A 26,488-nucleotide genomic window follows, 5' to 3' on the forward strand; every position below is an offset into this window, starting at 1 on the left:
CGTCAAAGCGCCGATCAGCGTAATCGGCAGTCGTCTGGAGACCGACCCTACCGGCGAAGCGTCCCGATGGGCCCACGCTCAGCCGGCGGTAGCTGTCTCCAGAATCCGCTTGCCGGCTTCCTGCAGATCCGCTTCTGCTTCCTTCTGGTGCTGCTTGGCATACTTCGCGTTCGGACACTGGGCGAGCATGTAGTTGGCATCGAAGTTGAGCTTTTCCACCAGGAAATCCACGAACGCACGCACCTTCGGTGATACCAGCCGGCCACCGGCGAACACCGCGTTGAAGTCCACTTCCGGGCCGGTCCAGCCGGCCAGCACGCGCCGCACCATGCCAGATTCGATGAACGGCTTGGCCATCACATCGCCGGTGAGCAGCAGCCCTTCGCCGCAGACCAGTGCGCCGTTGAGCGCAGAGGGATCATTGGCCACCAGCAACGGATTGACCGGGAAATCGCGCAGGTCGCCGCCGTTCTCGCCCAGCTGCCAGAAGAACCGGTTGTTGTTGAGGTTGCGTGCCTTGCGCATGGCCAGGATGCGGTGGAACTGAAGTTCTTCCGGGTGCAGCGGCTCGCCGTAGCGTTCGATGTAGGCCGGGCTGGCGAACACCTGCGTGCGCAGGCTGCCGAGCTTGCGCGCCACCAGGTTGGAATCGGGCAGGGCGCCTACGCGCAGCGCCAGGTCGGCTTCGCCGGCAATCAGGTCCAGCTTCTCGTTGCCCAGGTGCATGTCCAGCTGGATCTCCGGGTACTGGGCGTGGAACTGCCCCAGCAGCGGTGCGATCCAGGTGATGCCGATCGAATAGGGCACAGTGAAGCGCAACCAGCCGCGCGGGCCGGACTGCAACTGGTTGACCGCGCCTTCGGCTTCTTCCAGCTCGCGCGCGATGCGCTGGCAATGTTCGTGGTAGACCGAGCCGGCCTCGGTCAGGCCCAGCCGGCGGGTGGTCCGGTGCAGCAGGCGTGCGCCAAGCCGCGTTTCCAGTTCCTGCACCTTGCGGCTGACAGTGGTCTTGGGCAGGCCGAGCGCGTTGGCAGCGGCGATGAAGCTGCCCTGCTCGACCACCTTGACGAAGATCAGCGTGTCGTTGAGATCGTGAGCCATGACGGAGTCCGTATCGGGGGGAGGGTAGGGTGCCCGAAAGATTGTGCCGGGTACGGGACGATTATTCCCCTTAATTCGGACTAATCAAGGGGGAGTTTGAGGACTAATCTGGCGCCATTCCCGAATTGGAGGACGCCAACCATGTGGTTGCAGAACATTCTTGGCCGCGTCATCGGCGGCCGCACGCCCTCGCTGGACCTTGCCCTGACCGTGGAGAAGCGCCCTTCAGCCTTCTCCGGCAAGGCGTTCCGCGAGTTTACCCCGCCTGCCAACCTGCAGCGCGGTGGCAGCCTGCGCCTGGGCGCCCGCTACGGCGGTCGACTGGGTCGAATTGGGATTATCCCGACGACGGGAGTGAAAGTCCCATGAACGGGACACTGGCCCCCGAAGTACTGGTGCTTGGTGGCACCGGCAGCGTCGGGCAGGGCATCGTGGCTGCGCTGCTGGAGGCCGGCAGCCCGGTCCTGGTGGTCGGTCGCGACCCGGGCCGGCTGACGGCGCTGCGTGAGCAGTTCGCCGATGAGCCGGGGCTGGAAACGCTGTTGGGCTCGCTCGCCGACGATGGTTCGGCGCTTGCGCTGGCCGAACGCATCGCGCAGCGGCCGCGCATGCTGGCGGCGGTCATCGATGTGATGGGCGGTCCCTACAACCGCGGTCGGGTCATCGACCGCAGCGGCGACGCGCTGCTGCAGGCGCTGCAGGCCGACATGATGCCGCACGTGCACGCAGGCCGCCGCCTGCTGCCGCTGCTGCGCGGCGACGGCCACCCGCGCCGTTACGTGCTGGTTGGCAGCCCGGCCGGCTTCAAACCGTGGGCCGGCTATGGTGAGAGCTCCATCACCGGCGCCGCCACCCGCATGTACGCGCAGGTGCTGCACCAGGAAGCACAGGCACTGGGCGTGCGCGCGCAGATGCTGGAAGTGTGCAACCCGGTGTGCACCCCGACCAACGCGGCCAATGCATGCATCGAGTGGCCGAGCGCGCTGCTGGTCGGCCGCCGCGTGGTTTCCCTGCTCGACAACTGCGTCGACAACCGCGCCATCGTGCGCTGCGATACCCGCGATGCGGAACTTCCGCGTGGACTGCTGCAACTGGACCGACCCCCCACCTGGCGCGACATCGCAGGTGTCGCTTGACCTTTACCCAGGTTCAGGTCCCAGGCTACCGCCCCCAGCAGCACAACGTGATTCTGTTTTTCTTTGACCACCCCTACGTACGGATGCATTCCATGACTTCCTCCAATTCCATTCCGCATCGTTTCTCCCGACGGCTGGCCATGGCCGGCGTGTCGATCCTGGCGGCCGCGGTGCTGACCGCCTGCAGCGGCAGCCAGGCCGAAACCGCCGGCCCGCCGCCGCCGCAGGTCAGCGTCGCGCCGGTGCTGGTCAAGCCGGTCAGCCAGTGGGACGACTTCAGCGGCCGCGTCGAAGCGGTACAGAGCGTCGAGCTGCGCCCGCGGGTGTCCGGCTACATCGACAAGGTCAATTATGTCGAAGGCGATGAAGTGAAGAAGGGCGATGTGCTGTTCACCATCGACGCGCGCAGCTACCAGGCAGAGTACGACCGCGCCCGCGCCGAACTGGCACGCGCGCGCACCCAGTCGACGCTGGCACGCAGCGAGTCCGAGCGTGCCAAGAAACTGTCCGACCAGCAGGCCATCTCCACTGAAACCTGGGAACAGCGGCGTGCCGCCGCCGAGCAGGCCGGTGCCAGCGTGCAGGCGGCGCAGGCCGCGTTGGATGCGGCTGCACTGAACCTGGAATTCACCAAGGTGCGTGCCCCGATCAGCGGCCGTGCCGGCCGCGCGATGGTCACCGCCGGCAACCTGGTCACCGCCGGCGACAGCGCCAGCGTGCTGACCACGCTGGTCTCGCTGGATACGGTGTTCGTGTACTTCGATGCCGACGAAGGTACCTTCCTGCGCTACGCACAGATGGCCCGCAACGGCGAGCGTCCGAGCGAGCGCGACAGCGAGCTGCCGGTCAAGGTCGGGCTGTCGGGCGAGGAGGGCTTCCCGCACCAGGGCAAGGTCGACTTCCTGGACAACCAGGTCACCCGCAGCACCGGCACCATCCGCGTCCGCGCACTGCTGGACAACGCCGAGCGCGCCTTCACCCCGGGCCTGTTCGCCCGCGTGCAGCTGCTCGGCAGCGGCGAGTTCCAGGCCATGTTGATCGATGACAAGGCCGTGCTCACTGACCAGGACCGCAAGTACGTGTACGTGGTTGACAAGGAAGGCAAGGCGCAGCGCCGCGACATCCAGCTGGGTCGAACCGCCGAAGGCCTGCGCATCGTGCAGCAGGGTCTGGCGGCCGGTGACCGCGTGATCATCGATGGCGTGCAGAAGGTGTTCATGCCGGGGATGCCGGTGCAGGCCAAGGCGGTTGCGATGCAGCCAGCTGCGGCTGCGGTTCCGGTACGCGCCACCGCGTTGAATTGACAGGCAGCCGGGCAGAGCCCGGCTCTACCCGCCCCGTGGGCACCGCTTCCGCTGTCGGGTTCGACAGCGGCAGGGGTGCTGCACCCGGCGTTGCAGAAAACACTAGGAATCCCCTAATGGACTTTTCCCGTTTCTTCATCGACAGGCCGATTTTCGCGGCGGTGTTGTCGATCGTGATCTTCGCCGCCGGCCTGATCTCCATACCGATGCTGCCGATCGGCGAGTACCCCGAAGTGGTGCCGCCTTCGGTGGTGGTGCGCACCGTGTACCCGGGCGCGAACCCGAAGGTGATCGCCGAAACCGTGGCCACCCCGCTGGAAGAGGCGATCAACGGCGTTGAGGGCATGATGTACCTCAAGTCGGTGGCCGGCTCGGATGGCGTGCTGCAGATGACCGTCACCTTCCGCCCGGGCACCGACCCGGACGATGCGGCGGTGAAAGTGCAGAACCGCGTCGCCCAGGCGCAGGCGCGCCTGCCGGAAGATGTGCGCCGGCAGGGTGTGACCACCCAGAAGCAGTCCCCCACCTTCCTGATGGTGGTGCACCTGACTTCACCGAAGGGCAAGTACGACACCCTGTACCTGCGCAATTACGCCCGCCTGCACGTCAAGGACGCGCTCGCGCGCATCCAGGGCGTCGGCGATGCGCAGATCTTCGGCGGTGGCGACTACGCCATGCGTGCCTGGCTGGACCCGGACAAAGTGGCCGCGCGCGGCCTGACCGCCAGCGACGTGGTGCGCGCGATGCGCGAGCAGAACGTGCAGGTTTCGGCCGGCCAGCTCGGCGCCGAGCCGATGCCCAACAGCCAGTTCCTGACCCTGATCAATGCCCAGGGCCGCCTGCGCAGTGAACAGGAGTTCGGCGACATCGTGCTCAAGGCCGGTGCCGACGGCGAAGTGGTGCGCCTGTCCGATGTTGCCCGGGTCGAGCTGGGTGCGGGCGATTACACCCTGCGCTCGCAGTTGGATGGCAAGAACGCAGTGGGCATCGGTATCTTCCAGGCCCCGGGGGCCAACGCGCTGGAGATCCGCGATGCGGTGATCGGCACGATGGACGAGATGCAGAAGACCTTCCCGGCCGACGTCAAGTACGAAGCGGTGTACGACACCACCATCTTCGTGCGCGACTCGATCAAGGCCGTGGTCTCCACGCTGCTGGAAGCCATCGCGCTGGTGGTGCTGGTGGTGATCCTGTTCCTGCAGACCTGGCGCGCCTCGATCATTCCGCTGATCGCCGTGCCGGTGTCCATCGTCGGTACGTTCGCAGCGCTGTACGTGCTGGGCTTCTCGATCAACACGCTGAGCCTGTTCGGGCTGGTGCTGGCGATCGGCATCGTGGTCGATGACGCGATCGTGGTGGTGGAAAACGTCGAACGCAACATCGAAGAAGGCCTGACCCCGCTCGCCGCGGCGCACCAGGCCATGAAGGAAGTCTCCGGGCCGATCATCGCGATCGCGCTGGTGCTGTGTGCCGTGTTCGTGCCGATGGCCTTCCTGTCCGGTGTCACCGGCCAGTTCTACAAGCAGTTCGCGGTCACCATCGCCATCTCCACGGTGATCTCGGCGATCAACTCGCTGACCCTGTCGCCGGCCCTGGCCGCGCGCCTGCTCAAGCCGCACGATGCACCCAAGGATGCGCCGACCCGGATCATCGACCGCCTGTTTGGCTGGGTGTTCCGCCCGTTCAACCGCTTCTTCAAGTCCAGCTCGGAGAAGTACGAGCGCAGCGTGTCGAAGATTCTTGGCCGTCGTGGCGCGGTGTTCCTGGTGTATGCAGTGCTGCTGGTCGCCACCGGTTTCATCTTCAAGGTGGTGCCGCCGGGCTTCATCCCGACCCAGGACAAGCTGTACCTGATCGCCGGTGTGAAGCTGCCGGAAGGCTCTTCGATTGCCCGTACCGATGAAATGCTGCGCAAGGTGGCGAAGATCGCGCAGGAAACCGAGGGCGTGGCACACACCATTTCGTTCCCGGGCCTGAACGCGCTGCAGTTCACCAACACGCCCAACACCGGCGTGGCGTTCATTCCGCTCAAGCCGTTCAACGAACGTCATGGCCGCACCGCCGCGCAGATCAACGCTGAGATCAACCAGAAGATCGCCGGGCTGCAGGAAGGTTTCGCCTTTGCGTTGATGCCGCCGCCGATCCTGGGCCTGGGCAACGGCAACGGCTACCAGATGTTCATCGAAGACCGCGGCAACCTGGGTTACGGCGCATTGCAGGCGGCGGTGAGCCAGATGCAGGGTGCGGTGGCGCAGACCCCGGGCATGGCCTTCCCGATCACCAGCTACCAGGCCAACGTGCCGCAGCTGGATGCCGAAGTGGACCGGGTCAAGGCCAAGGCGCAGGGCGTGCAGCTGACCGAGCTGTTCGACACCCTGCAGACCTATCTGGGTTCGTCCTACGTCAACGACTTCAACGAGTTCGGGCGTACCTGGCAGGTGATCGCGCAGGCCGACGGCCAGTTCCGCAACAGCGTGGAAGACATCGGCAAGCTGCGTACCCGCAACGACCGCGGCGAGATGGTGCCGATCGGTTCGATGGTGACCGTCAAGGAAACCTACGGCCCGGACCCGGTACTGCGCTTCAACGGCTATCCGGCGGCGGACCTGGCCGGCGAAGCCGACCCGCGCCTGCTGTCCTCGGCTGAAGCGATGAACAACCTGACCGCGATCGCTGCCAAGGTGCTGCCGGTCGGCATGACCACCGAATGGACCGACCTGAGCTACCAGCAGGCCACCCAGGGCAAGGCCGCGTTCATCGTATTCCCGGTGGCGATCCTGCTTGCGTTCCTGGTGCTGGCTGCGCTGTATGAGAGCTGGTCACTGCCGCTGGCGGTGATCCTGATCGTGCCGATGACGCTGCTGTCGGCCCTGTTCGGCGTATGGTTGACCGGCGGTGACAACAACGTGTTCGTGCAGGTGGGCCTGGTGGTGCTGATGGGCCTGGCGTGCAAGAACGCGATCCTGATCGTCGAATTCGCCCGTGAGCTGGAAATGGGCGGCAAGGGGATCGTGGAAGCCGCGCTGGAAGCCTGCCGCCTGCGTCTGCGTCCGATCGTGATGACCTCCATCGCGTTCATTGCCGGCACCATCCCGCTGGTGCTGTCGCACGGCGCCGGTGCGGAAGTGCGCTCGGTGACCGGTATCACCGTGTTCGCCGGCATGCTCGGCGTGACCCTGTTCGGCCTGTTCCTGACCCCGGTGTTCTACGTGGCCCTGCGCAAGTTCGTCAGCCGCAATGGCGGCGGCAAGCTGGTCGCCCACGGCGAATCCACCCTGCATCACTGATCCTGACCCCTACGAGGAATCACGCATGAATACCGCTACTTCCAGGATTGCCCTGGTCACCGGTGCCACCCGTGGCATCGGCCTGGAAACTGTCCGCCAGCTGGCCCAGGCCGGCGTGCACACGCTGCTGGCCGGGCGCAAGCGCGACACCGCCGTGGCCGAGGCGCTGAAGCTGCAGGCCGAAGGCCTGCCGGTGGAGGCGATCCAGCTGGACGTGGGCGATGCGGCCAGCATTGCCGCGGCCGTGCAGGAGGTCACCGACCGCCATGGCCGGCTGGACATCCTGGTCAACAACGCCGGCATCCTGCTCGACAACCCGGCACTGGCGCCGTCGGCGCAGACGCTTGAAACCTGGCGCGACACCTTCGACACCAACGTGTTCGCGGTGATCGCGGTCACCCAGGCGTTCCTGCCGCTCGTCACCGCCTCGCCGGCCGGGCGCATCGTCAACGTGTCCAGCATCCTGGGCTCGCTGACCCTGCACAGCCAGCCCGGTTCGCCGATCTATGGCTTCGCGGTGCCGGCCTACAACGCCTCCAAGAGCGCGGTGAATGCCTGGACGGTGCAACTGGCCTACGAGCTGCGCGAGAGCACCACCAAGGTCAACACTGTGCACCCGGGTTACGTGAAAACCGACATGAACCGTGGCGAAGGCGAGCTGGACATCGCCGATGGCGCGCGCTCCAGCGTGGGCATGGCGCTGATCGGCGTCGACGGCCCCAACGGCAGCTTCACCTACCTGGGCGAGGTGCTGCCATGGTGATCCGTGTGTTGACCGCAGCCGTCGCCAGCGCGCTGCTGGCCGGCTGCGTCAGCGTCGGCCCCAACTACCAGGCACCCCCGGCGCAGCCGGTGGTCCTGCAGGGCGCGGCCGCGCCGGTGTTCAGCACCACCTCGCCGGTGGCCAGCTGGTGGGCGCAGTTCGATGACCCGGTGCTGGAACAGCTGGTGCACGACGCGCTGGGCGACAACCTGGACCTGCGCATTTCGATGGCCCGCGTGCGTGAAGCACGTGCGGTGTTCGTCGAACAGCGGCTGGACCAGTTGCCGCACGTGACCAGTGGCGGCAGCTACGATCGCCGCAAGCAGCCGGACCTTACCGCCGGTGGCGAGCGTGTCTTCAGCGAAACCTACCAGCTGGGCTTCGATGCCGGTTGGGAACTGGACCTGTTTGGTCGCCAGCGCCGTGCCGCCGAAGCGGCGCGCGCGGACCTGGGTGCCGAGCAGGACAACCTGGCCGACGCCCAGGTCACGGTCGCTGCTGAAGTGGCGCGCAACTATTTCGAACTGCGCGGCACGCAGAAGCGCATCGAAGTGGCCAAGCGTACGCTGGTGAACCTGCGCGACACCCAGAAGTTGACCGAAACCCGCTGGGATCTGGGCGCGGGCAGCGAACTGGACGTGCAGAGCAGCCGTGCGCGGTTGAAGGCGATCGAGGCCGACATTCCGCTGCTGGAAGTGGCCGAAGTGCAGTCGCGGCATCGCCTGGCCGTGCTGCTGGGCCAGCGCCCGGATGCGTTGGACACGCTGCTGGAACCGCGTGATGCTGCGCCGTATGCCAAGGCGTTGCCGCTGGGCGACACCACCGACCTGCTGCGCCAGCGCGCCGATGTGCGGGTGGCCGAGCGTCGCCTGGCGGCGGCGACGGCGCGAGTGGGGGTGGCCACCGCCGATCTGTTCCCACGGATCAGCCTGAGCGGCTTCGTCGGGTTCCTGTCCGGCGATGCCAGCGGGCTGGTCAACGGCAACAACAAGGCATGGTCGGTGACCCCGTCGATCAGCTGGGCCGCATTCGATTTCGGCACGGTCAAGGCACGGCTGCGCGCGAGCAAGGCGCAGGCCGACGGCGCCGCGGCCGAGTACGAAAAGGCGGTGCTGCTGGCGTTGGAAGACACCGAGAACGCCTTGACCCGCTATGCCAAGCAACAGGCGCGGTTGGCCATCGTGGCTGAGCAGGCGCAGGCGGCGCGGCGCGCGGAGCAGCTGGCGCAGATCCGTTATCGCGAAGGGTCGGAAGACTTCCTGACCCTGCTTGATGCGCAGCGTACGCAGCTGGCGGCCGACGATGCACTGGCTGCAGCCGAATCCACGGTCAACGTCAGCGTGGTCGGTGTCTACAAGGCACTGGGTGGTTGGGGCCAGCAGCAGGACGCAACCCCGCCTGCAGTGGCCGGCACGATGCGGTGAAAGAACGCAGAGGGCGACAAGGGTCGCCCTCTGCACACTTTGTAATGGTTCGCCGCGATGGCGTACCGGAGAACCCCGCGCTGACGGCTTTGCCTCTGCCGGGCCCGCGTGGGGCGGTGCCAAAAACACCGCCTCTCCGGGAGATGTGCAATGCAAGGGAACGGCTTGGGTCCGCGGCGCGCGGGCAGGGAAGAACGGCAACCGGCCGCGTCGGGCCTGTCGGCCAGCGTCATCGTGCTGCTGGTGGTCGCGGCGCTCACCGTCACCCTGGGCTTCGCACGCCTGCCGGATGGCCAGCTCGGCATCGGCGTGCTGGGGGTGGGCGTATTCCTCGCGGTGAGCGCCCGCATCTGCCAGGCCCGCGAACAGCACCAGGCGCTATGCCAGGCGCTGGATGGACTGCGCGGGTCGCGCGGGTGAGCCGTGGCCCCGCGGCGTGGGCACCGGTAGGGTCGCATCCCAATCGACGATGTGCATGGATGCACGAGTGGTGCGGCCGCAGGACGCGGGAGAGCACCACTGCACGCGTGTCGTCCGCGCTCGATAACGGCATGGACGCCGGCGGACAGGGCCTTTGCTTCGACGAAGGTCATGCGTTACCGGATGCTGCAACAACATGTGCGGTTGTTTGGGAACCAACCCTACCGCCCCGGGAAGGTCAACTCCGCCCGTACCGGGTAATGATCCGACGGCACCACGCCACCGGGCTTCTGGTCCAGGGTCTCAAACTGGTTCACACCGAAACCACGCACCAGGATCCAGTCGATCTCCGCGGTGGGCGTGTCACTGAAGTTCTGGAAGGTCAGACGCGGGCCTTCGACTTCTTTTGCCAGCTTGCGTGCATCGCCCAAGGTGCGGGTGAATTCGGCATAGGTGCCGCTGCCCGGTTCGCTGTTGAAATCGCCGGTGACCACCACCGGGATGTCCTTCGGCAGCGCGGCCAGCCGCTGGGTGATCAGCTTGGCGCCCAGCACGCGACGCGGCTCGTCTTCATCGCGGTAGGGCAGGTGCGTGTTGTACAGGTAGAAGCGTTTGCCATCGGCATTACGCTGGAACAACGCCCAGGTGACCATGCGCGGCATCAGGTTGCCCCAGGTGATGCTGCCGGCCACCTCGGGGGTGTCGGACAACCAGAAGTTGCCCGATTCCACCACCTTCAATTGCGCGCTGTCGTAGAACACGCCCATGTGTTCCTCGTTGTCGCCCGGACCGCGCGGCTCTCCGAACCAGCGGTAGCCCGGCAGGTGCTGCACCAGGTAATCGGCCTGGTTGGTCTTCAGTTCCTGGGTACCGAACACCACCGGGTGCTGTGCCTTCAACAGTGCCACCATCGCATCGCGACGGTCCTCCCAGCGCTTGTTGGGTTCGGTATCCACCGGGGTGCGGACGTTGAATGACATCACCCGCAACGGCTCGGGGGCCTTGGCCAGGGCCGGGCCGAGCGGCAATGCCAATGCGATCAGGGCCAGCAGGGCCGGACGACGAAAAGCAGACAACATGGGAGTCCCTCCATTCCGTGAAATCGTTTGCAGAGGGTGCCATGGAATCGCCGGGCCTGGGTATGCGGAGGTTGGCGGCAGTGGCGGCACGCCGTACCGGGACGGGCGCCTGTCACGACAGACCCCGATCACGCCGCCACTGGTTGAAGAACGTGACCAGCCCAGGATTCGGTGGGACGGGAACGACCGCAGGTGCCTGCAGCTCGATACCGCCGGAGAAGGAGGTTCCATAGTCCTCCAGGTAGCGCACGGAGAAGGTCTGCGCGTCCGGGAACCGTGCCCGCATCTGCGGGAGCACCACGCCCCCGCAAGAGAAGCAGGTACCCAGCACCGTGCGCAGCTTGAAGCTGACCACTTGGCGATGTTCGCCCATGCAACTGGCAATCAGCCGCTCGGAATCCACGCTGCGGTCGAACACCAGGGTGCGGGTATCGTCTGCGTGCCGAAGTACCGGCAGGCTGGTGATCTCCGGCAGTGGAGCAACGCCTTGCATGGCCGCGCGGGCGTCGACGAAACGGGTGCCGTCGGGCAGTGCAGGGTTCGGGCGCAGATGGATGTTGCGCGCACGTTTGCCGCCGGAAAGCGCGTAGTAGATGGTCCGGGTGCCGTCCGCATCCACTACCTCGGCAAACGCGAGGTTCGCTCCCTTGAGATGGTCCAGAATCGGCTTGCCGGCATCGGGCAGGGCCAGCGCCGCCGCATCGATGCCCGACCACGTGCCTTTGCCCCCGGTGGCGGGAAGCAGTGCATTCAGGATTTCGGCCACCGAAGCGCGCTCCTCCTCTCCGGCGTTGCGCAGTGCCTGCCAGTCCGGAATGCGTTGCCGGGCGATGCTTACGAAGGTGCGCTGCTCGCGCTGGCCGGTCAGCACCTGTCCGCATAGGTGGTGAGCACGTCGGGGCGGCCCCGTTCGGCAAACGACGCCACGTAGGCTTCATATGTCGGGAAGCGCTCCGTCAGTTCGGGGCTCAGTGTCGGCTGGATATAACCGAACGCCAGTCGCGCGATGTTGTCGCGGTCCTGTTCCAGATAGGGACGCAGCAGGCGGACGCGGTACGCCTCCGACGCGCGCAGGTACACGTTGATCGCAGCGTCATCGCGGCCCGGTTGCAGGCGGGTGAAATGCAGTTCAGCACCGGCATCGTCGGTGTCAGGCAGCGCTGCCCGGTAGATCACACCGTCATCGGGTTCGATGCACAGCCCGCGCAGGAACGGCGATTCCACCCGTATCGCGCGCAGGCGGCGGGCATCGGCGACCGCAGGTAGCAGCTCGCCCACGTCCACCACCGGCAGCACGTGTTGCAGTTGCGTCATGTGTTCGTTGGTTGGCGACCCGAGCAGGCCGAAGCGGGGTTCGTCCGCGAGCGTTGCCTCGAGCATGTCGGGGTACTCAACGTTGGTCGGCAGGTTCAGCGCCTCCAACTGCGCCGCCGCCATGGGAACGAGCTTGGGCGGCGCAGCGGTACGCGGTGTCCACGAACAGATCCGGCCCTGGTGCACCATCAGGCGGAGCGGTAAGCCGCTGTCCGGGTCCACCTGCGCAAGGTCCAGGGTGAACTCACGGGTGGCAGCGGCGACGGCGTGGGCGCGCTGGTCGGGCAGGGCGTCGACGTCCAGCTCTTTCGCCGCGTCGGGGGTGAAACGCAGCCGCGATTGCAGCACGCAGGGCATCATCTCCAGCGAACGACGTGGCCGGCAACGCGGGGGAACCTCGCGCCATTGCCCGGCAGGCCCGCTGCCTTCCGGCGTGGCGATGCGTTCGAACGCATCGCCGGCGGCGTTGAGCCGGTAATGCTGGTCACGGATCACCACTTCCCACTCGTCGTGGCCGTGATCCAGGAACTGCGCGGGCGTATCGCCGATTGCGATCTGCACTCCGTCTTCGGTACGCGTGGCCGGAAGGGTGGGCGGCAGGTCATGTTCCAGCGTGAACGCGTCCAACGCCGGTCCATACGGCTGCCCGCTGTACAGGTCGTAGCGGTGCCACGCCGTGCCGCGCGCCATGGCCAGCACCGTGCTGCCGTCCCCCAGTCGCGCTTCGGCCAGCGAGGGGGTCAGCGCGCGCCGTTCCTGCAGTGCAGCGGTTGGCACGGCGCCGCTGACCACCGCGTGTTCCAGCGCCAATGCCGAGCGTTCCAGTTCCGGGCTGCTGCGCAGCACCTGCTTCAACCACGCCACGCCCTGCAAGGCGTTGTTCCAGGCATGGCTGCCGGCCCACCAGCTGCCCTTGGCCACGTCGCGCAGCGTGCCCACGCCGCCCTGCATCGCCAGCGATGTGCCCAGCGTCTGCAGCGCGCCGCCCGCTTCGGCAGCGATCGACTGGATGCTGCGCTCGCCGGCGGTGCGCACGATGCGCACCGTATCGGCGAAGAATCCGCCCAGCGGCATGAGCATGGAAGCGCCGTCCATCGCGCAGCCGGCCATCGCACTGGCGGAGAAATCACCCGCCTGCATTTCTTCGACACATTGGTAGAGGGGCACGAGGAACTCAGCCGCTGAATTCAGTGCGTGCAGCTCGCGCTGATGGCGTTGCTCAAGACCGGTGAGATGGCCAAGTTCGTCCACGCGTGCCTGCTCAAACCGCGTTTTCCACAGGTGCGCGGCGGCAGCAGAGGAAACGGCCTTGAACGTGTGCCTGCCATGGCCGGTAACCGTTGCGCTGTATGGCGTCAGCGTCAATCCGTCCAACGGGGTGAGCTGGTTGCCATCGCGTTGGCGCTGGACCGTGCCGCTGAACAACCCTTCGACGTCCACCAGATTGCCCAGTGCGCGGTCCTGCCACACCCGCCGTGCCACACCGGCCTGTGGAATGATTTCGAAGTACACCGGCTCGGCGCCGGGCGCTGTCGGCGTGCAACGCAGCAGCAGGCCCTGATCGGCCTGCCGCTCGTCGCAGCTCACGCGCAACGGCGTACATCCGGAGGCTTCGACCAGCTGCCGGTCGGCCGACGGCAGTCCATCCAGCGCCGTGCCGATCAGGCCGGCCAGTCCTGCTTCCACGGTGTGCTGCCAGACGTCTGATGCGGTGTCGAAACGGGTGGCGGTGGTCGGTCCGTTGGTCGACACCCAGGCGTCGGCCACCACCAGCGCCTGCAGCGTGTCGTCATGGGTGACCAGTTCGCGTTCGACTGGATCGTCAGCCCCGCCACCGCCACCGCCACCGCCTGCGGCGCCCGGCTTGGCCAATTCATACATATGCTGCTCGAATGCGACCAGGCGCGAGGGCTCGACGCCATGGCGTGCCAGGTAGGCTTCGCCAATGTCGGCCGGGCGCTGCGACCACAGGGCCGGATCCACGCCGGCCTCGCGCAGGGTCTGCGCGGCGATGTCCATGCGTCGCGGCGGCGGGCTGGCCAGTTGCTGTACGTGAAGCGCGTGCGCGCCCTGGTCGGCCTGCAACCCATCCAGCGCGTCACCCAGTTGCTGCCCGGTTGCCGCGTCGATCCGGGTAATGTTGGCGCCGTCGGCGTGCGCGGCCGCATAGGCCAGCGCCGCAGGCGCAAGCGCGCCGGCCCAGGCCGCATGCAGGTCATCGTGCTCACCGGGCGTGCCTGCGGGCATCGCCAGTTGCGCGGGCAGCGCGCAGACCGCATCGAAGCCCACGCGGCTGCAGGCCCCCGGCTGCATGGTATCCAGCAGCGTTGCGCCGTGTCGCAATGCCACGCTCTGCAGCGAGCGACCATACGTGAGCCAGTCCGGAATACCGTCCACCAACAATGCCGGTTGGTCCAGCTCGCTGACCAGCAGCCAGTACAACACACCTAACGCTGCCGGCGAGGCATCGCCATTGGCGTCCAGCACGGTGGCGCGCAGTTCGTGGGCAAGCTGGATGAAGGGAACATCCACGACCTCGGGCGCGGCAAAGCGTTGACGCAGTGCGTCGATCCGCGCACGGCCGATGTAGCGCTCCAGCATTAGCTGCGCAAGCAGCGTCTGCGCACCGCGCGCCGAGACGTCCTGGCTGCCATCTCCGCCGACCCAGCCCGCCCCGGCCAGCAGCGGCCGGCATACTTCCGCGAACTGCCGGGTGCGCGCCATCAGGGCCCAGGCATCGGGAGCGGTCAGGGGCTCTGCATCGCTGCCATCGCGCGCATCCGGGTGCAGCAGCGACAGGCCGAACTGCTCAAGCAGGTCATCCAGCACGGGCAACTGGGCGGGGTCGGGGCGGGTGGCACGGGGGCGGGTTGGTGCCGCGAGCCGATCCAACGCGTCCAGCACCGGATCCTCCGCAGTCTGCGCGTCCACGTCACGTGCGCGGTCCAGCAACAAGGGGAAGGCCAATGATGCGCGCGGTAGCGGCGCCGTGCGCACCGCAGGGGGCAGCAGCGCTGCGCCGAATGCAAGCGCTTCATCGATGGTCAGTGCCGGATGCAGCAGGCGCAGGTCGATCGCCAGTGACAGGACCGGTGCGCCGTCCGCAGCGGGGTCGCTCGCCACTCCGATGGCCTCGCCAGGTGCTGCCAGCTGCACCTCGGCCGACGCGCTGAGCAGGGCGGCGCAGGTGCTCGCCGACAGCGGTGCGTCGCGATCCAGGCGCGAGCCGGCGCTGCGGCCGGCCACCGAACGCTGCAGGTGCCGCCATACCGTCTGTTGTGCGTCGGTGCTGGCGCACCACCGGTCCAGCGCCTGCGGCGCCTTCATGATCCGCGTCCACAGCGTTGGCATGTTCGGCGAAGGGCGGGTGTCCGCGGTGGCGGCAAGGGCATGTTGGACGGCATGGACCACGCTTTCCCGGTTGCTGCGCATGCCTGGCGCGCGCCAAAGCGCCGCCAGCGCGCTGTCAGGCAGCAGGGTCAGCCATTCGTCCGGCGACAGGTGCCAGGTTGACCCGCGCAGGAATCCCTCGCGCCAGCGTCCAAACGCCTCTGCGCCAGGCGCCGCCGCCAGCTGCCGGAAAAAGCCGTGGACCAGTTCGGGGGTGACCTCGTCCATGCCGATGTCCAGTGTCTGCGCCACCAGTTGGTGGCTGTCGCGCCCCCGTTGCAGCCGCAGCAGGTCGCACGCCTGCTGTTGCGGGTCGGCGGCAATCCGGTCGCGACCCAGCAGCTGGCGCAGCACGGCGGTGGGCAAGGACAGGGTGACGGTCATGGGCCGCAGCAGTGGGCGGACGCGTTCCGGATTGTTCGCCAGGTCCAGCGCGTCCAACCGGGCCAGGGCGCTGGACGCACGGGCGCCGCCGGTCCAGGCGAAGAAGCCGGAAAAGGCCGGGTAGGCCAGCGGGTACCACGGGTCGGCCTGGGCCATGGGCAGGTCCAGGCCCGCATAGAGCTGCAGCACCGGCGCGATCAGCGCGCCGGTGAGCACGCGCAGGTCATTGCGGCGAGGATCGATCACGGACTGCAGCGGGGGTTCCAGGTCTTCATAACGGGCCAACGAGGCGGCAATGTGGTGGAACAGCGCGCCCAGTTCGGTGACCCAGTGCGTGCCGGCCGCGGCGGCCTTGTGCTCCAGGTGGTCGCGCCAGTCGGCCGTGGTCGGTGGCTTGCCGCGCCAGTCCCAGCCTGCGCCGAAGCGCAGTTCATCCACGTGGCGACGCAGTGTGACCAGCAGGTCGGCGAGCAGGGTGTCGGCGCGGTCGAGCCGCTGGAATTCGGTTTCGTCGAGCAGTGCAGGTTGCGCGTGGACCAGCCAGGCACGCATCTCGTCTACGCCGGCGCCATGCGGCAGCGGCCAGCCGTAGTCCTGGTGCATGCGCGTGCGGTGCGCCAGCAGCTGCGCCAGCAGCTGCGCCTCGGTCATCGGTGTTGCCAACCGCCCGGCAACGGTGTCGGTGTTCCAGGCCAGCGCATCGAAATGCGCCTGTGCCGAACCGAGCGCAGTGGCGTCCTGCGCCTGCACGTAGGCGACTGCAGCGCGGCCGATCCGGGCCAGGCCGTGCATGGCCCGGCGTTCGCCCGTGGGAGGCGCGTGGCGGGTAAGCAGCTCCAACATGCGGGTGAATGCATAGGCGTGCGCGATGGCACCTCCATCGGCCAGGCTGCGCCGTGCACCTTCGGGCAGCATCGGAAGCTGCAGCAGCGAGGCGTACAACGCGCGTGCCGGTGCCGAGTGGAAGAAAGCGGCCAGCGTATCCGGACCGGGTGCGCGGTGTTGCAGGTCCAGCCCGGCCTGGGCAAAGGCGTCGGTCACGGCCGCGTGCAGGCCGGTGACGGTACGCGGTACCTGCCAGTCCAACGTGTCCCACCAGTCGCCGGGATCGAGGCGGTTGATCAGCGATGCCAGCACGCCCAACGGCAGGCGGCCGTGGACAGGGATCATGTCCTGCGCGGCGGCGCCGTTGAACAGCGCCGGCGCGGCGGAGGCAGCCGCAAGCGGCGCGCCCAGGTCGGTCAGCGCGCCTGCATCGGCGTGCGGGGTGACCCCGCCAGGGGGCAGCGGTGATGACGGAGCGTGCCGGCTGGGTATGGCCTGCAACGCCAACCGTGCGTCTTCGCATGGCGCGGCGCGGATCGCTTCGGGTACCGCCAGCGTGGGCTCGACGGGTTGGCGGTTTAGAAACGCGCCGATGGCTTCCACCTGTTCGCGCAACATGCCCGGTACGTTGTGCCGCGCTTCCCAGCACTGACCGGGCAGCGCCAAGGCGGTGCCCGGTCGCTGGCGGCCGGTCAGGGCGCTTCCGTCCTGCGCGAACGGCGCGTCACCCACCAAACCCACCAATGGCGTGCAGACCACCACGTTCACGGGAGCCACCCACGAACCGCTGCGTGCATGCGGCGCGGCGACGTTGGCAATGGCTTCGGGCGACGGGAGGGTCTTGCTGCCAAGCAACGATGCGCTCTTTGCGACCGCGAAGCCGAGATCGAAACCTGTCCGCACGCACTGCGGCACCTGCCACGGAACACTCAGCAGGCTGACCAGGGTACGCGCGGCGCTGTCGTAGCGCCCTAACGGTTGCATGGGTTGGGCGGTGTCGAGGCTGGCCTGGTGCGCCACTTCCAGCACACGCATGGCCAGAGTCGGGGGGACATGCCGGGCAGGCGACACGCGCGGGGCCCCTGTCCTGGACGGCTCACCCGCCGGGTGCTGCTGCATCGCGATGAGCCGTGCGTGGATCGCTGCAATGGTCGTGGAATCCGAGTCGCGGAAAAGCGCGTCGGTCAGGCCGGCACGCGGATCGAGAAGGCCGGCATCGCATTGCTCGTGTTGGCGTATGCATCGCAGTGCGCGCCGCAGCGTCCGCGCAGACGCAGTGGGCGCCAACTGTGCCAGCTGCACCGCCATCGATGCGTGGCGTGCCTGGGTATCCTGGCCGCCATGCTGCGCGCGCTGGTGCTGGCGTGCCAGCTGACGGGCATCTACTTCGCCCTGACGGTCACGCTGTCCGGCAAGCTGCCGCTGCCACGCGGAAGGCGTCACCTCCAGCGGCCGATACAGCGCATCGCGCAGGCGCTGCAGCAGCGGATCGCGCTCGGCGGTAGCGGCGTTCAAGCGCGGCCGCTCGGCAAGGCATTCGACCTCCCACTGTGCCTGCGGCAGGCGCAGCGCGTACAGCAGCACGCACCGCCACGCGGCGGCCTCGTCGTCGCTGCAGGCGGGCAGCGCGCAGCACGCGGCCAGCCACTCCGACAGTGCGGCGCCCAGCGGTGTACCCGGCAATCCGCCGTCGAGCAGGGCATGCAGCAGTGCGGTGTCGATCGGTCCCTGGGCAAGGGCATCGGCCAGTTCGACCAGCTGCGCGCGGGGTACACCGATCAGCGGCACGTGCAGTGCGGGCAGCGCCTGCGCGCGATTGTGCACCTGCTCCGGCGTCGCCGCCGACGGCAGGTGTTCCGATGCGGCAACGGGGGTAAGCAGTGAGGCAATGGTGGGAGCGGGCAGGGCGTGGCAGCGGGGCATCATCGGCACAGGCAGGCAATCGCGGCAGGCGCCGGGGGGCGCGGAAGGGCGCCGATCCTACGCATGGGCTGCGGCGCTGCAATCGACTACGCCAATGGGACCTGACTGAAACAGTGACGAAGCACATCGAAATCATTGCACCACGCGGAATACGGGGGTGTGATCGGCGGGCAGGCGTGGGAGCGATGCGCTGTCGGTATCGGAATCCTTGTACCCGCCGCCGATCAACGGATGCCGGCGACGGTCAAGCGGTTTCGGCAAACAACGCATTCAACTGTGCGTAGCCGGGCGCGTCGGCCGGGACCGCCAGTGTGTCGTTGAGCATTGCATCCATGGCCCCGGTCATCGCCGTCCAGGTGATGGCCGACAGCGCCGGGCCCGCGCTCAATCGGCGCACACCCGCCTGGGCCAGGGCGGAGTGGGCTGCCATGCCGGGCAACCACATCGCGTTGAGTGGAAGCGCGATATCGCCGGCGATGGCGGCCATGTCGTCGAGCTGCGAGACCCCGGGGACGAAGGCACCTTCGGCGCCGGCACGGGCATAGTCCTGCATGCGCGCCACGCTCATGTGCACCGCTTCAGCTCCCTGCGCCAGACCGCGCAGGTACACATCGGTGCGGGCATTGATGAACAGTGGAGTGCCCGCCAACGCTGTGCGGATCGCCTCGAGTTTCGCGACAAGCAGGGCCGGCGTGCCCGCCCCGTCCTCGATGTTGATACCCGCCACACCCAGTGCGGTCAGTTTCACCACCAGCCCGGCGACCCGCTGCGGGTCGTCACTGTAGCCGTCTTCGATATCCACGGTCACCGGCACGGTCGCAATGCGCACAATCTCGGTAATCCGCTGCAACAGCGCGGCCTGCGGCAAGGCGCCGCCGTCGGGATACCCACACGACCAGGCCATGGCCGCGCTGGTGGTGGCGATGGCCTGCGCGCCCCGTTGCTGGGCGAGGGCGGCGCCACCGGCATCCCAGACGTTGGGGAGTATGAACAGTGAGGGGTTGCGGTGCAGTTCCGAAAAGCGCGGGTACTGGGCATTCATGGCAGGTGCTCCTGGCGGGAATCCGAAGTCTGCACCTGGAGAAGGCAGCGCGCTCGCTGTTTTCGGACAGCATCCCCCCGGATGCGCTGGACCGGGGGGAACCCGGTTACTCTGGTCGATTCCACGCGCAACGCAGGGCCCCCTCATGGATTACCAGCTTGTCATCAAATTCTGGCGAAAGTCGCTCGACGACGAGGCCTTCCTGTCCACGCTGGAGGCCGAACTCACCGCAGCGCTCGGCAGTACCGCCAGGCTGGATGGGTATGACGTGAGCGCGAAGGAAATCAACCTGTTCATGGACACCGCCGACCCGCGGCCGACCTTCCGCAAGGCCAAAGACGTGCTGGAACGGCTGGGCGTGCTGCACAGCGTGTCCGCCGCCTACCGGCTGGTCGGCGGGGCGCAGTTCACCTCGGTGTGGCCGACGCGGATGGCGCGGAAGTTCACGTTGCCGTCGTGAGCAATAAAAAAGCCGGAACCCCTTTGAAGGCGGTCCCGGCTTTTTCTGGTCCTTGCGGACCGTCTTATGGTGGGCGGAATTGAACCGAATGGAAAAATGCCCATCCTGCGCGCATATTCTTGGATGCACTGTTCCGAATACCGCCAAAAATACCGCCAAGTGCGCGTCGCGCCTCGCGCTATCCCGCGACAGGCGAGGGGCCCGCAGCAGCGCGGGCCCCGTGGCGTTGGCCGAGCGACTCAGAGCACCCAGGTCACATTGGCCTTCAGGCCGTGGTCGCGAGCGCCGTCGCCGTGCTGGCTGCTGTAGGCGGCGCCTACGGTCAGGTCCGGGCGCAACGTGACTTCGACGCCGGCTTCGATGGCCAACGTGTCGTCGGCCACTGGCAGTCCATTGATGGCAAAGGCGCTGCTACCGTCGGTGGCAAAGGACAGTCGGGCGCTTCCGGTCACATCATTGAAGGCATGCCGCCAGCCCGCCATCACTCGCCAGTTGGCCTGCAGGGTGCCAGCGCTGAAGGTGCTGCCTGCACGTACGCCGAGAGTTGAGAACAGCGTATCGGTCGTCTCTTTGCGCGCGCTCAGTGCGCTGATGCCGGCATGCTCGCGGAAGCCTTCTGAGGTCATGCCGACGTAGGCCAGGTTGGCAAACGGTTCCAGTTCTACCTCGCGTGTCGGCAGCTTCCAACCCAGCTCGCCGAAGGCTTGAACGCTGCTGGTGTGGTAATCGGCACGGTTGCGTTCATTGACGCCGGTGAAGGTGATCGTTCGGTCGGTCTCGATCAAATGGTGGCCAAACAACGCGCCGCCGCGCAGCTGGAGCGCATCGCCCACCGTGGTGCCGGCATAAAGGCCGAGCTGGTAGCTGTCGATCCTGGCATCTGAGCGTCGGGCATCAACGTCCAGCTTGCCGTGGCTGGCGGCGGCCACCAGGCCGGCGTTCCAGTTGCCGAACTGATGGTCGCTACCGGCCACGATGCCGCCAGCGGAACGCTTGCTGCGTGCCGCGTTGCCATCGCCATCCTGGCGACCCCAGCTGCCATGCATCCGGCCCCATGCGTTGCCATCAGTGGACAGGTCACTGGCTGCGTCCTGTGCGCCTTCGCGCTGGCGCAAGCGGTCGATGGCCGCCTCGCGCACGAATCGACTGTCCTGGATCAGAGTGGCGCGCACGCTGGCATGCACTTCACCGGAGAGCTGGTCGAAGGCCGATACCGCGTTGGCTTCATCCAGTTGAACCACCGCGTCGTACAGGCCTTTGCCTGTGCCCAGGCTCTCAATCGCGGTACTGGTGGCGACCTGGTTGAGCGTGGTGGCCACCGCCGGGAACAGCACTTGATTGCGGGCCAGCGTCAGCGACAGGGTGTGGCCATCGTTGGCCAGGGTCGGAGTCAGGAAGGCGAAATTGGTGCTGATTTCGTCAAAGGCGCCGCTGATCCCGGCATCGGCACTGAGCACCTGATAGGTGGTGCTCGGGGACCAGCTGCCATCGGCGGCCAATACCATGGCGCTGCGGCCCTGCAGGGCGATCGTGCCGCTGGCATGGATGTGGTCGGCGCTGCCGTCCGGCGTCGCTTCGATCTGGTACGTGGACCCGGTGGCGAAGGTGAGATCACCGGCCACGCTCAACCGGCCGATCGAGTTGCCCGGCGCAATCGTGCCGCCGTCCATCACCACGGTGCTGCCGACGCTGCCGGTGCCTTTGAGCGTGGCGCCGTCATGCACGTTCAGCGTGCCGCCCAGTGCCCCGTTCACTGCCAGCGTGCCGGCGTTGACGTGGGTGGTGCCGGTGAAGGCGGTGCTGTCGCCAGTCACATCGAGTGTCCCTCCACCGTTCTTGTTGATACGGCCGCTGCCGCTGAACAGGCTGGAGAAGCTCGCATCGCTGTTCTGCTGCATCGACAGCGTAGCGGTTGCTGCGATATTCATCGTGCCGCTGCCGAGGTTGCTTGCGTTACCAGCCAAGGTGCCTGCGGTGATGGTGGTGCCGCCGCTGTAGCTATTGTTTCCGCTGAGCGTGGTAGAGCCGCTGCCGAGCACCCGCACAGCGCCGCTGCCGGAGATGTCGCCGGTAAACACCACGTCATCGCTGCGGTTGAACGCCAACGTGCCGTGGTTGAGCACATCGCCGGAAATCGCACCGTTGGTGCCGCCATCGCCGATCTGCAAAGTGCCTGCGGAGAGGATGGTGCTTTTGATGTCCGTCAAGGCGCTATCGATGCGCCAGGTACCGCTGTCTTGTTTGAGAAGCTGGCCACGGAAGTAGGTGGAACCGGTCACGGCGTCTGTATACAGCTGCGAGTCGGTACCGCCCAATGCTAATGTGGAGGCCTCGTTGCCGATATCCAGATGACCTTCGATGCGGGAGCCGTCGAACAGCGTGACGTGGTGGGTGCCCGTATCACTCATGCGCACATCACCTCTCATCGTGCCGGAGTTGTTGAGGATGGAATCGCCGGAGACCACATCGAACGAGCCGTTGGTTCCTTGAACAGTCGAGCCCACGCCATTGGTCAAGCTGCCCCCCCGGTACAGCCCCACGCCAACTGTCTGGCTGCTGATGGTGCCACCACCAATGTTGTTGACCGTTGCAAGCTGGCTTGCATAGACGCCGTGGCCGTCGATGAAATGCATGTCGATGTGGGGGAACGTGCCCGTGCTGATAATGGCCCCGCCATTGTTGGTCAACGTGCCGCCACCATCGAGATATACAGCATCACCCACGCCGCTGATGATGCCGTCAGCGGTGTTGGTGATCGTCGCGGTGCTGTCATAGATCTGCACGCCACGGCCATCGGCGGAGCTGATGGTTCCGCTGTTGAGCAGGGTGCCACCGTCAAACATGATCACGCCGCTGTCCTGCCCGGTGACAAGGCCACCGTTTGCGTTCGTGACTGCGCCCGTCCCTCTGATGCGGATGCCGTCCCCGGAGCTTCCCGTGCCGCTGATGGTGCCCGCATCATTGATGACCGCGCCATTTCCGTTGATTGATATGCCACTTGCTTCACCGGTGATAAGACCGCCACCCGTGTTGGTCACCGTTCCTGCGGCGCCGTCGATTCGTATGCCGTCGCCGTTGGCATCCATCGCCTGGATGGTGCCGCCCGCGTTGTTGATGGTGGCCCCTCCGCTGGATTTCACGCCAGCGCCACCCGTTACCGCATTCACGATCGCGCCGTAATTGTCGAGCGTGCCGTTGTTGTCGATGAACACCGAATTGGCAAGGGTGATCCCGGCATTGACCTGCAGGGTGGCGTTATCGCCGGCAGCGTCGTCTACCACCACCTGGTGGCTACCCAGGGCCGAGTCGTGTGCCACCACCAGGGTGCCACCGAGCACCTGGGTGCCGATGCCGCTGTAGCTGTTGGCACCGCTCAGGATCAGCTTGCCGCTGCCAACCTTGATCAAGCGATTGGCCAGGCCGCTATTGACCAGGCTGCTGGCGAGGGTGGCGCTGACCCCGGCATCGGTGTTGATCGTGGCGCTGCTGCCGCTGGCCGGGCTCAACGCCAGGCTGTCGCCAGTGAGCAGATAGCCATCGCTGGCGAACTGCAAGGTGTCGAAGCGCTGCGTGCCGACGATGCTGACCGTCCCGGCAGTACCGCCGAAGTGCGCCACCGAGCCTGCCCAGCTGCTGTTGGTGGTTGCGCTGTCATTGGTCCATGTCGTGCCGGCGCTGCTCCAACTGCCAGCACCACCGGCGCCACCAACGAGACCACTGGGGGTGGCATGGGAGCCATCCCAGAATTGAATGCTTTGGCCGGCGGCGAGAACCGTGAGATTGACCTGGTTTGCGGTGGCGGTGTCCACCTCATGATGGCCGACGGTGAAGCCGGCATGGCTGGAGCTGACCTGGGTATCGTCGAAGCCGCCGCTGAGCGTGCCGCCGTAATTGAACAGCCGGTACCACCCGGCCGAGGCGGTCTGCGCCTGCAAGGTGCCGCCCAGGGTGAGATCGCCCCCCACCTCGACCAGATCATTGGCCGGTCCACCGGCAACCTCGGCCTGGCCAAGTTCGAACACACTGGTAGAGCGGGCATCGAGTGCCAGGTTACCTGCGATGCGCAGGGTGCCGGGGCTGTTGCCGGCCGCCAGCGTACCCCGTACGTTGACGTTGCCGCCGATGTGGCCATTGCCGGCCAGGGTGCCGGCGGTATTCACCTGGACGTTGCCCGCCACCGAGCCGTTGATGACCAGCGTGCCGATTCCGGCGATCGTGCTGCTGGTATAGGTATTGGTGCCCGTGAGCGTAGTGGTTCCTGGGCCCGCCTGAAACAATGCGCCGGTACCACTGATGTCGTTGCTCACGATGAGTGCATCACTGCGACTGAAGACCAGCGAGGCATTGTTGATGACATTGCCACCGCCCAATGTGCCCGTGGTGCCACCGTTACCCACCTGTAGGGTACCGGCGTTGATGGTAGTGGTGTCGGTGTAGGTATTGGTGCCCGTGAGCGTGATCAAGCCACTGCCGCTCTGGATGAATCCACCGATGCCACTGATGTCGTTGTTTACCACCAAAGCGTCGCTGCGATTGAAGGCCAACGCGGCATTGTTGATGACCTTGCCGCTGCCCAGCGTGCCCGTGGTGCCGCCGCTGCCCACCTGCAGCGTGCCGTAGCTGATGGTGGTGTCGGTGTAGGTGTTGTCGGCGGTGAGCATCACAAGACCGCCCGTCTTGGTCAGTGCGTGACCCGAGATCACACCACCCAGGTTGAGGAGGACGCCAGGGGTCACGTCGACCGTTCCGCCGCGCGTCCCCAGGTTCACGGCGCGGGTGCTGTTGACGCCTGCGGTGCTTGCCAAGGTGCCGCCATCGAGCGTCAGGTCACCGGTGACCGCCCCGAGGTTGTCATCGGAAGAAATCACCAGCGTGCCGCCGCTCACCGTGGTACCTCCGGTGTAGCTGTTGGCACGGGTCAGCAGGGTGGTGCCCGCTGCCTGGTTGACCGCACCCGCGCCGGTGATCCGGGTGTCGAAGATGTACGCCGGATCGGTGTGGTTGAAGTTCAAACTGCCGGTGCCCGCGCCAAAGCGCAGTTCGCCCGCTTCCAGCGTGCCAGCCGCGAGCGCAGTTTCGCCGACCGCGGCACCGATGTTCACCGCGCCTGCGGCTGTAGCATTCAGTGCGACGTCGACCAAACCGCTGCCGTTTGTGGCTGACACCTTGCCGCCGTGTTGCACGGTCAAGGTGCCTGTTCGAGAGACACCGACACCTAATTGGCCGCTGCTGGTCCAGGTGGAACCCACACCGTCTACCGTGACCTGGGTGTCGACGGCTCCGTCGATGATTCCAGTGCCGGTACTGCTGACCGTGCCGCCGCTTTGAATGGCCAGCGTGCCGCCACTGACGTTGGCTTTTCCGTAGTCGTTGCTGCCCGTCAGCGTCAATGTGCCGCTACCGGTCTTGGTAAGCGACCCCGTTCCGGTCATGGCGCCCGTGTACTGGGTCGAGCGGTTGTCGCCACCGGTGCTCAGGGAACGGGCGCCCAGGGTGACAGTGCTGCCGGCAACGCCTGCCAAACTGCCAATGGTCAGGTCGGCTGTTGCTGCGGAGATGTCGAAGCCGGCGTCGGCACCACTCAGATTCACCGCGCTCGTAGCAGCCAGGCTGCCGCCCGCACCCAGCGCGAGGGTGCCGTCACTGATGGTGGTGTCGCCGCTGTACGTGTTGACGCCACCCAGAGTCAGCGTTCCGCTATGCCGTTTCTCAATGCCGCCGGCGCCTTCGATCACGCCGTTGAAAGTGCCGCCAGTGATGGCGACAAGGTTGTCCGACAACGCGCCCGTTCTAAGGGTTCCGGCGCCCTGAAGGTCATTGATCGAGGTTGAGGGCGAATTCCTGTTCATGTCGTTGAAATCCAGGATTGCGCCGCCAGCGATGTGTATTGATGGCACCCATTCCAACGGGGTCAGGAAGCTGCTGTTGCCGATGCGTAGCGTGCCGTAATTGATGTTCAGTGCGCTGCGCGTTCCCGAAGAGTTGAACCCTGGGGAGCTGATCACCACCGTGCCTGTGTGACCGGCAGAACCGAAGGCAAGCCCGGCCCCAGACCATAGGTTGGCGGTGCCCGTCAGAGTGAGCGTGGTGCCGGTAGCAGCGGAGATGGTCGGCGTTGTCGCCGCTTCGATAGTGAGATGGTTTGCCAGGGTGATATCGGCGGTACCACGCAGTTCGCCATTGCTGCCCAGTGTCACGTCACCGGTGAGATCAGCAGGACTATCGACCTCCAGCACCAGGTTCTCGATCACGGTCTGCGCGCTCGCCACTTCAACCATCGTCATCCCCAACGCGAGCAGGCAGGCGTTGGCCAGCAGCGACAGACGCGGGGCCAGGCACATCGCTTTCGCGACGGCGCCGCCATGCGCTGAAGCCAGTTCGGAAACCACCTGGCACAGGCCAAGGGCGCGATTGAAGACGACGCGGTAAACGTGGTTCATGGTGTGCTCTCAGCGGGTGCGCAAACGAATAAGCAAGGTCGCGACCGGGTGTGGCAGCGATCGATATGTCGAGTGAAGTGCAGGACCATTCGTGGCCCAGTCGGTGTTGCGGGATTATTTGACCGCCCCGGTGCCGCACAGGACGACGGGCGGACTCGCTGGTTACGGTGCCAAGCCGACATGCGCCTGCCATTCG

The 26,488-nt window shown here is 66.6% G+C and carries 14 protein-coding genes; 8 read left to right on the top strand and 6 right to left on the bottom strand.

Annotated features, from left to right (window positions below; translation table 11 throughout):
* Positions 1 to 78 precede the first annotated feature (78 nt).
* Positions 79 to 1,101 carry a LysR family transcriptional regulator gene (locus J7J08_RS03390; RefSeq protein ID WP_214901451.1) on the bottom strand — a complete coding sequence of 341 codons (1,023 nt, stop codon included), beginning with the start codon at positions 1,099 to 1,101 and terminating at the stop codon, positions 79 to 81.
* Between the two features lie 141 nt (positions 1,102 to 1,242).
* Between J7J08_RS03390 and J7J08_RS03395 the strand changes: the two genes are divergently transcribed.
* From J7J08_RS03395 to J7J08_RS03425, 7 genes are all read left to right on the top strand, one after another.
* Positions 1,243 to 1,470: a hypothetical protein gene (locus J7J08_RS03395; RefSeq protein WP_214901453.1), complete on the top strand. Its 228-nt coding sequence runs from the start codon at positions 1,243 to 1,245 to the stop codon at positions 1,468 to 1,470.
* Entirely contained in the window at positions 1,467 to 2,237 is a 771-nt protein-coding gene (locus J7J08_RS03400; protein WP_214901454.1) for an SDR family NAD(P)-dependent oxidoreductase, read from the top strand. The genes J7J08_RS03395 and J7J08_RS03400 overlap by 4 nt, the downstream gene beginning before the upstream one ends.
* Before the next feature lie 92 nt (positions 2,238 to 2,329).
* Positions 2,330 to 3,541: an efflux RND transporter periplasmic adaptor subunit gene (locus tag J7J08_RS03405; RefSeq protein WP_214901455.1), complete on the top strand. Its 1,212-nt coding sequence runs from the start codon at positions 2,330 to 2,332 to the stop codon at positions 3,539 to 3,541.
* A gap of 116 nt (positions 3,542 to 3,657) precedes the next feature.
* Complete coding sequence (locus tag J7J08_RS03410; RefSeq protein WP_214901457.1) at positions 3,658 to 6,828, top strand: multidrug efflux RND transporter permease subunit; 3,171 nt, start codon at positions 3,658 to 3,660, stop codon at positions 6,826 to 6,828.
* A 25-nt stretch (positions 6,829 to 6,853) separates the two neighbouring features.
* Positions 6,854 to 7,591, top strand: coding sequence for an SDR family oxidoreductase (locus J7J08_RS03415; RefSeq protein WP_214901459.1), 738 nt, complete (start codon positions 6,854 to 6,856; stop codon positions 7,589 to 7,591).
* Entirely contained in the window at positions 7,585 to 9,015 is a 1,431-nt protein-coding gene (locus J7J08_RS03420) for an efflux transporter outer membrane subunit (RefSeq protein WP_214901460.1), read from the top strand. Before J7J08_RS03415 ends, J7J08_RS03420 begins: the two co-directional genes overlap by 7 nt.
* A 150-nt stretch (positions 9,016 to 9,165) precedes the next feature.
* Entirely contained in the window at positions 9,166 to 9,435 is a 270-nt protein-coding gene (locus J7J08_RS03425) for a hypothetical protein (protein ID WP_214901462.1), read from the top strand.
* Between the two features lie 221 nt (positions 9,436 to 9,656).
* Here J7J08_RS03425 and J7J08_RS03430 read toward each other — a convergent pair whose 3' ends face one another.
* The 4 genes from J7J08_RS03430 to J7J08_RS03445 all read right to left on the bottom strand — a co-directional run bounded on the left by J7J08_RS03430 (position 9,657) and on the right by J7J08_RS03445 (position 19,392).
* Positions 9,657 to 10,514, bottom strand: coding sequence for an endonuclease/exonuclease/phosphatase family protein (locus J7J08_RS03430; protein ID WP_214901464.1), 858 nt, complete (start codon positions 10,512 to 10,514; stop codon positions 9,657 to 9,659).
* 112 nt (positions 10,515 to 10,626) lie between these two features.
* Positions 10,627 to 11,385 carry a deaminase domain-containing protein gene (locus J7J08_RS03435; RefSeq protein WP_214901466.1) on the bottom strand — a complete coding sequence of 253 codons (759 nt, stop codon included), beginning with the start codon at positions 11,383 to 11,385 and terminating at the stop codon, positions 10,627 to 10,629.
* Complete coding sequence (locus J7J08_RS03440; protein ID WP_214901468.1) at positions 11,379 to 18,350, bottom strand: hypothetical protein; 6,972 nt, start codon at positions 18,348 to 18,350, stop codon at positions 11,379 to 11,381. Before J7J08_RS03440 ends, J7J08_RS03435 begins: the two co-directional genes overlap by 7 nt.
* Positions 18,351 to 18,594: 244 nt before the next feature.
* On the bottom strand, positions 18,595 to 19,392 hold the full coding sequence (locus J7J08_RS03445) for an isocitrate lyase/phosphoenolpyruvate mutase family protein (RefSeq protein WP_214901469.1): 798 nt from the start codon (positions 19,390 to 19,392) through the stop codon (positions 18,595 to 18,597).
* Positions 19,393 to 19,537: 145 nt separating this feature from the next.
* On the opposite strand from J7J08_RS03445, the gene J7J08_RS03450 reads away from it, so the two are divergent.
* Positions 19,538 to 19,852, top strand: coding sequence for a hypothetical protein (locus J7J08_RS03450; RefSeq protein ID WP_214901471.1), 315 nt, complete (start codon positions 19,538 to 19,540; stop codon positions 19,850 to 19,852).
* Between the two features lie 239 nt (positions 19,853 to 20,091).
* Here J7J08_RS03450 and J7J08_RS03455 read toward each other — a convergent pair whose 3' ends face one another.
* On the bottom strand, positions 20,092 to 26,292 hold the full coding sequence (locus J7J08_RS03455; RefSeq protein WP_214901473.1) for an autotransporter domain-containing protein: 6,201 nt from the start codon (positions 26,290 to 26,292) through the stop codon (positions 20,092 to 20,094).
* Positions 26,293 to 26,488: the final 196 nt, after the last annotated feature.

The organism is Stenotrophomonas sp. ISL-67, from assembly GCF_018612915.1.
GTDB lineage: Bacteria > Pseudomonadota > Gammaproteobacteria > Xanthomonadales > Xanthomonadaceae > Stenotrophomonas.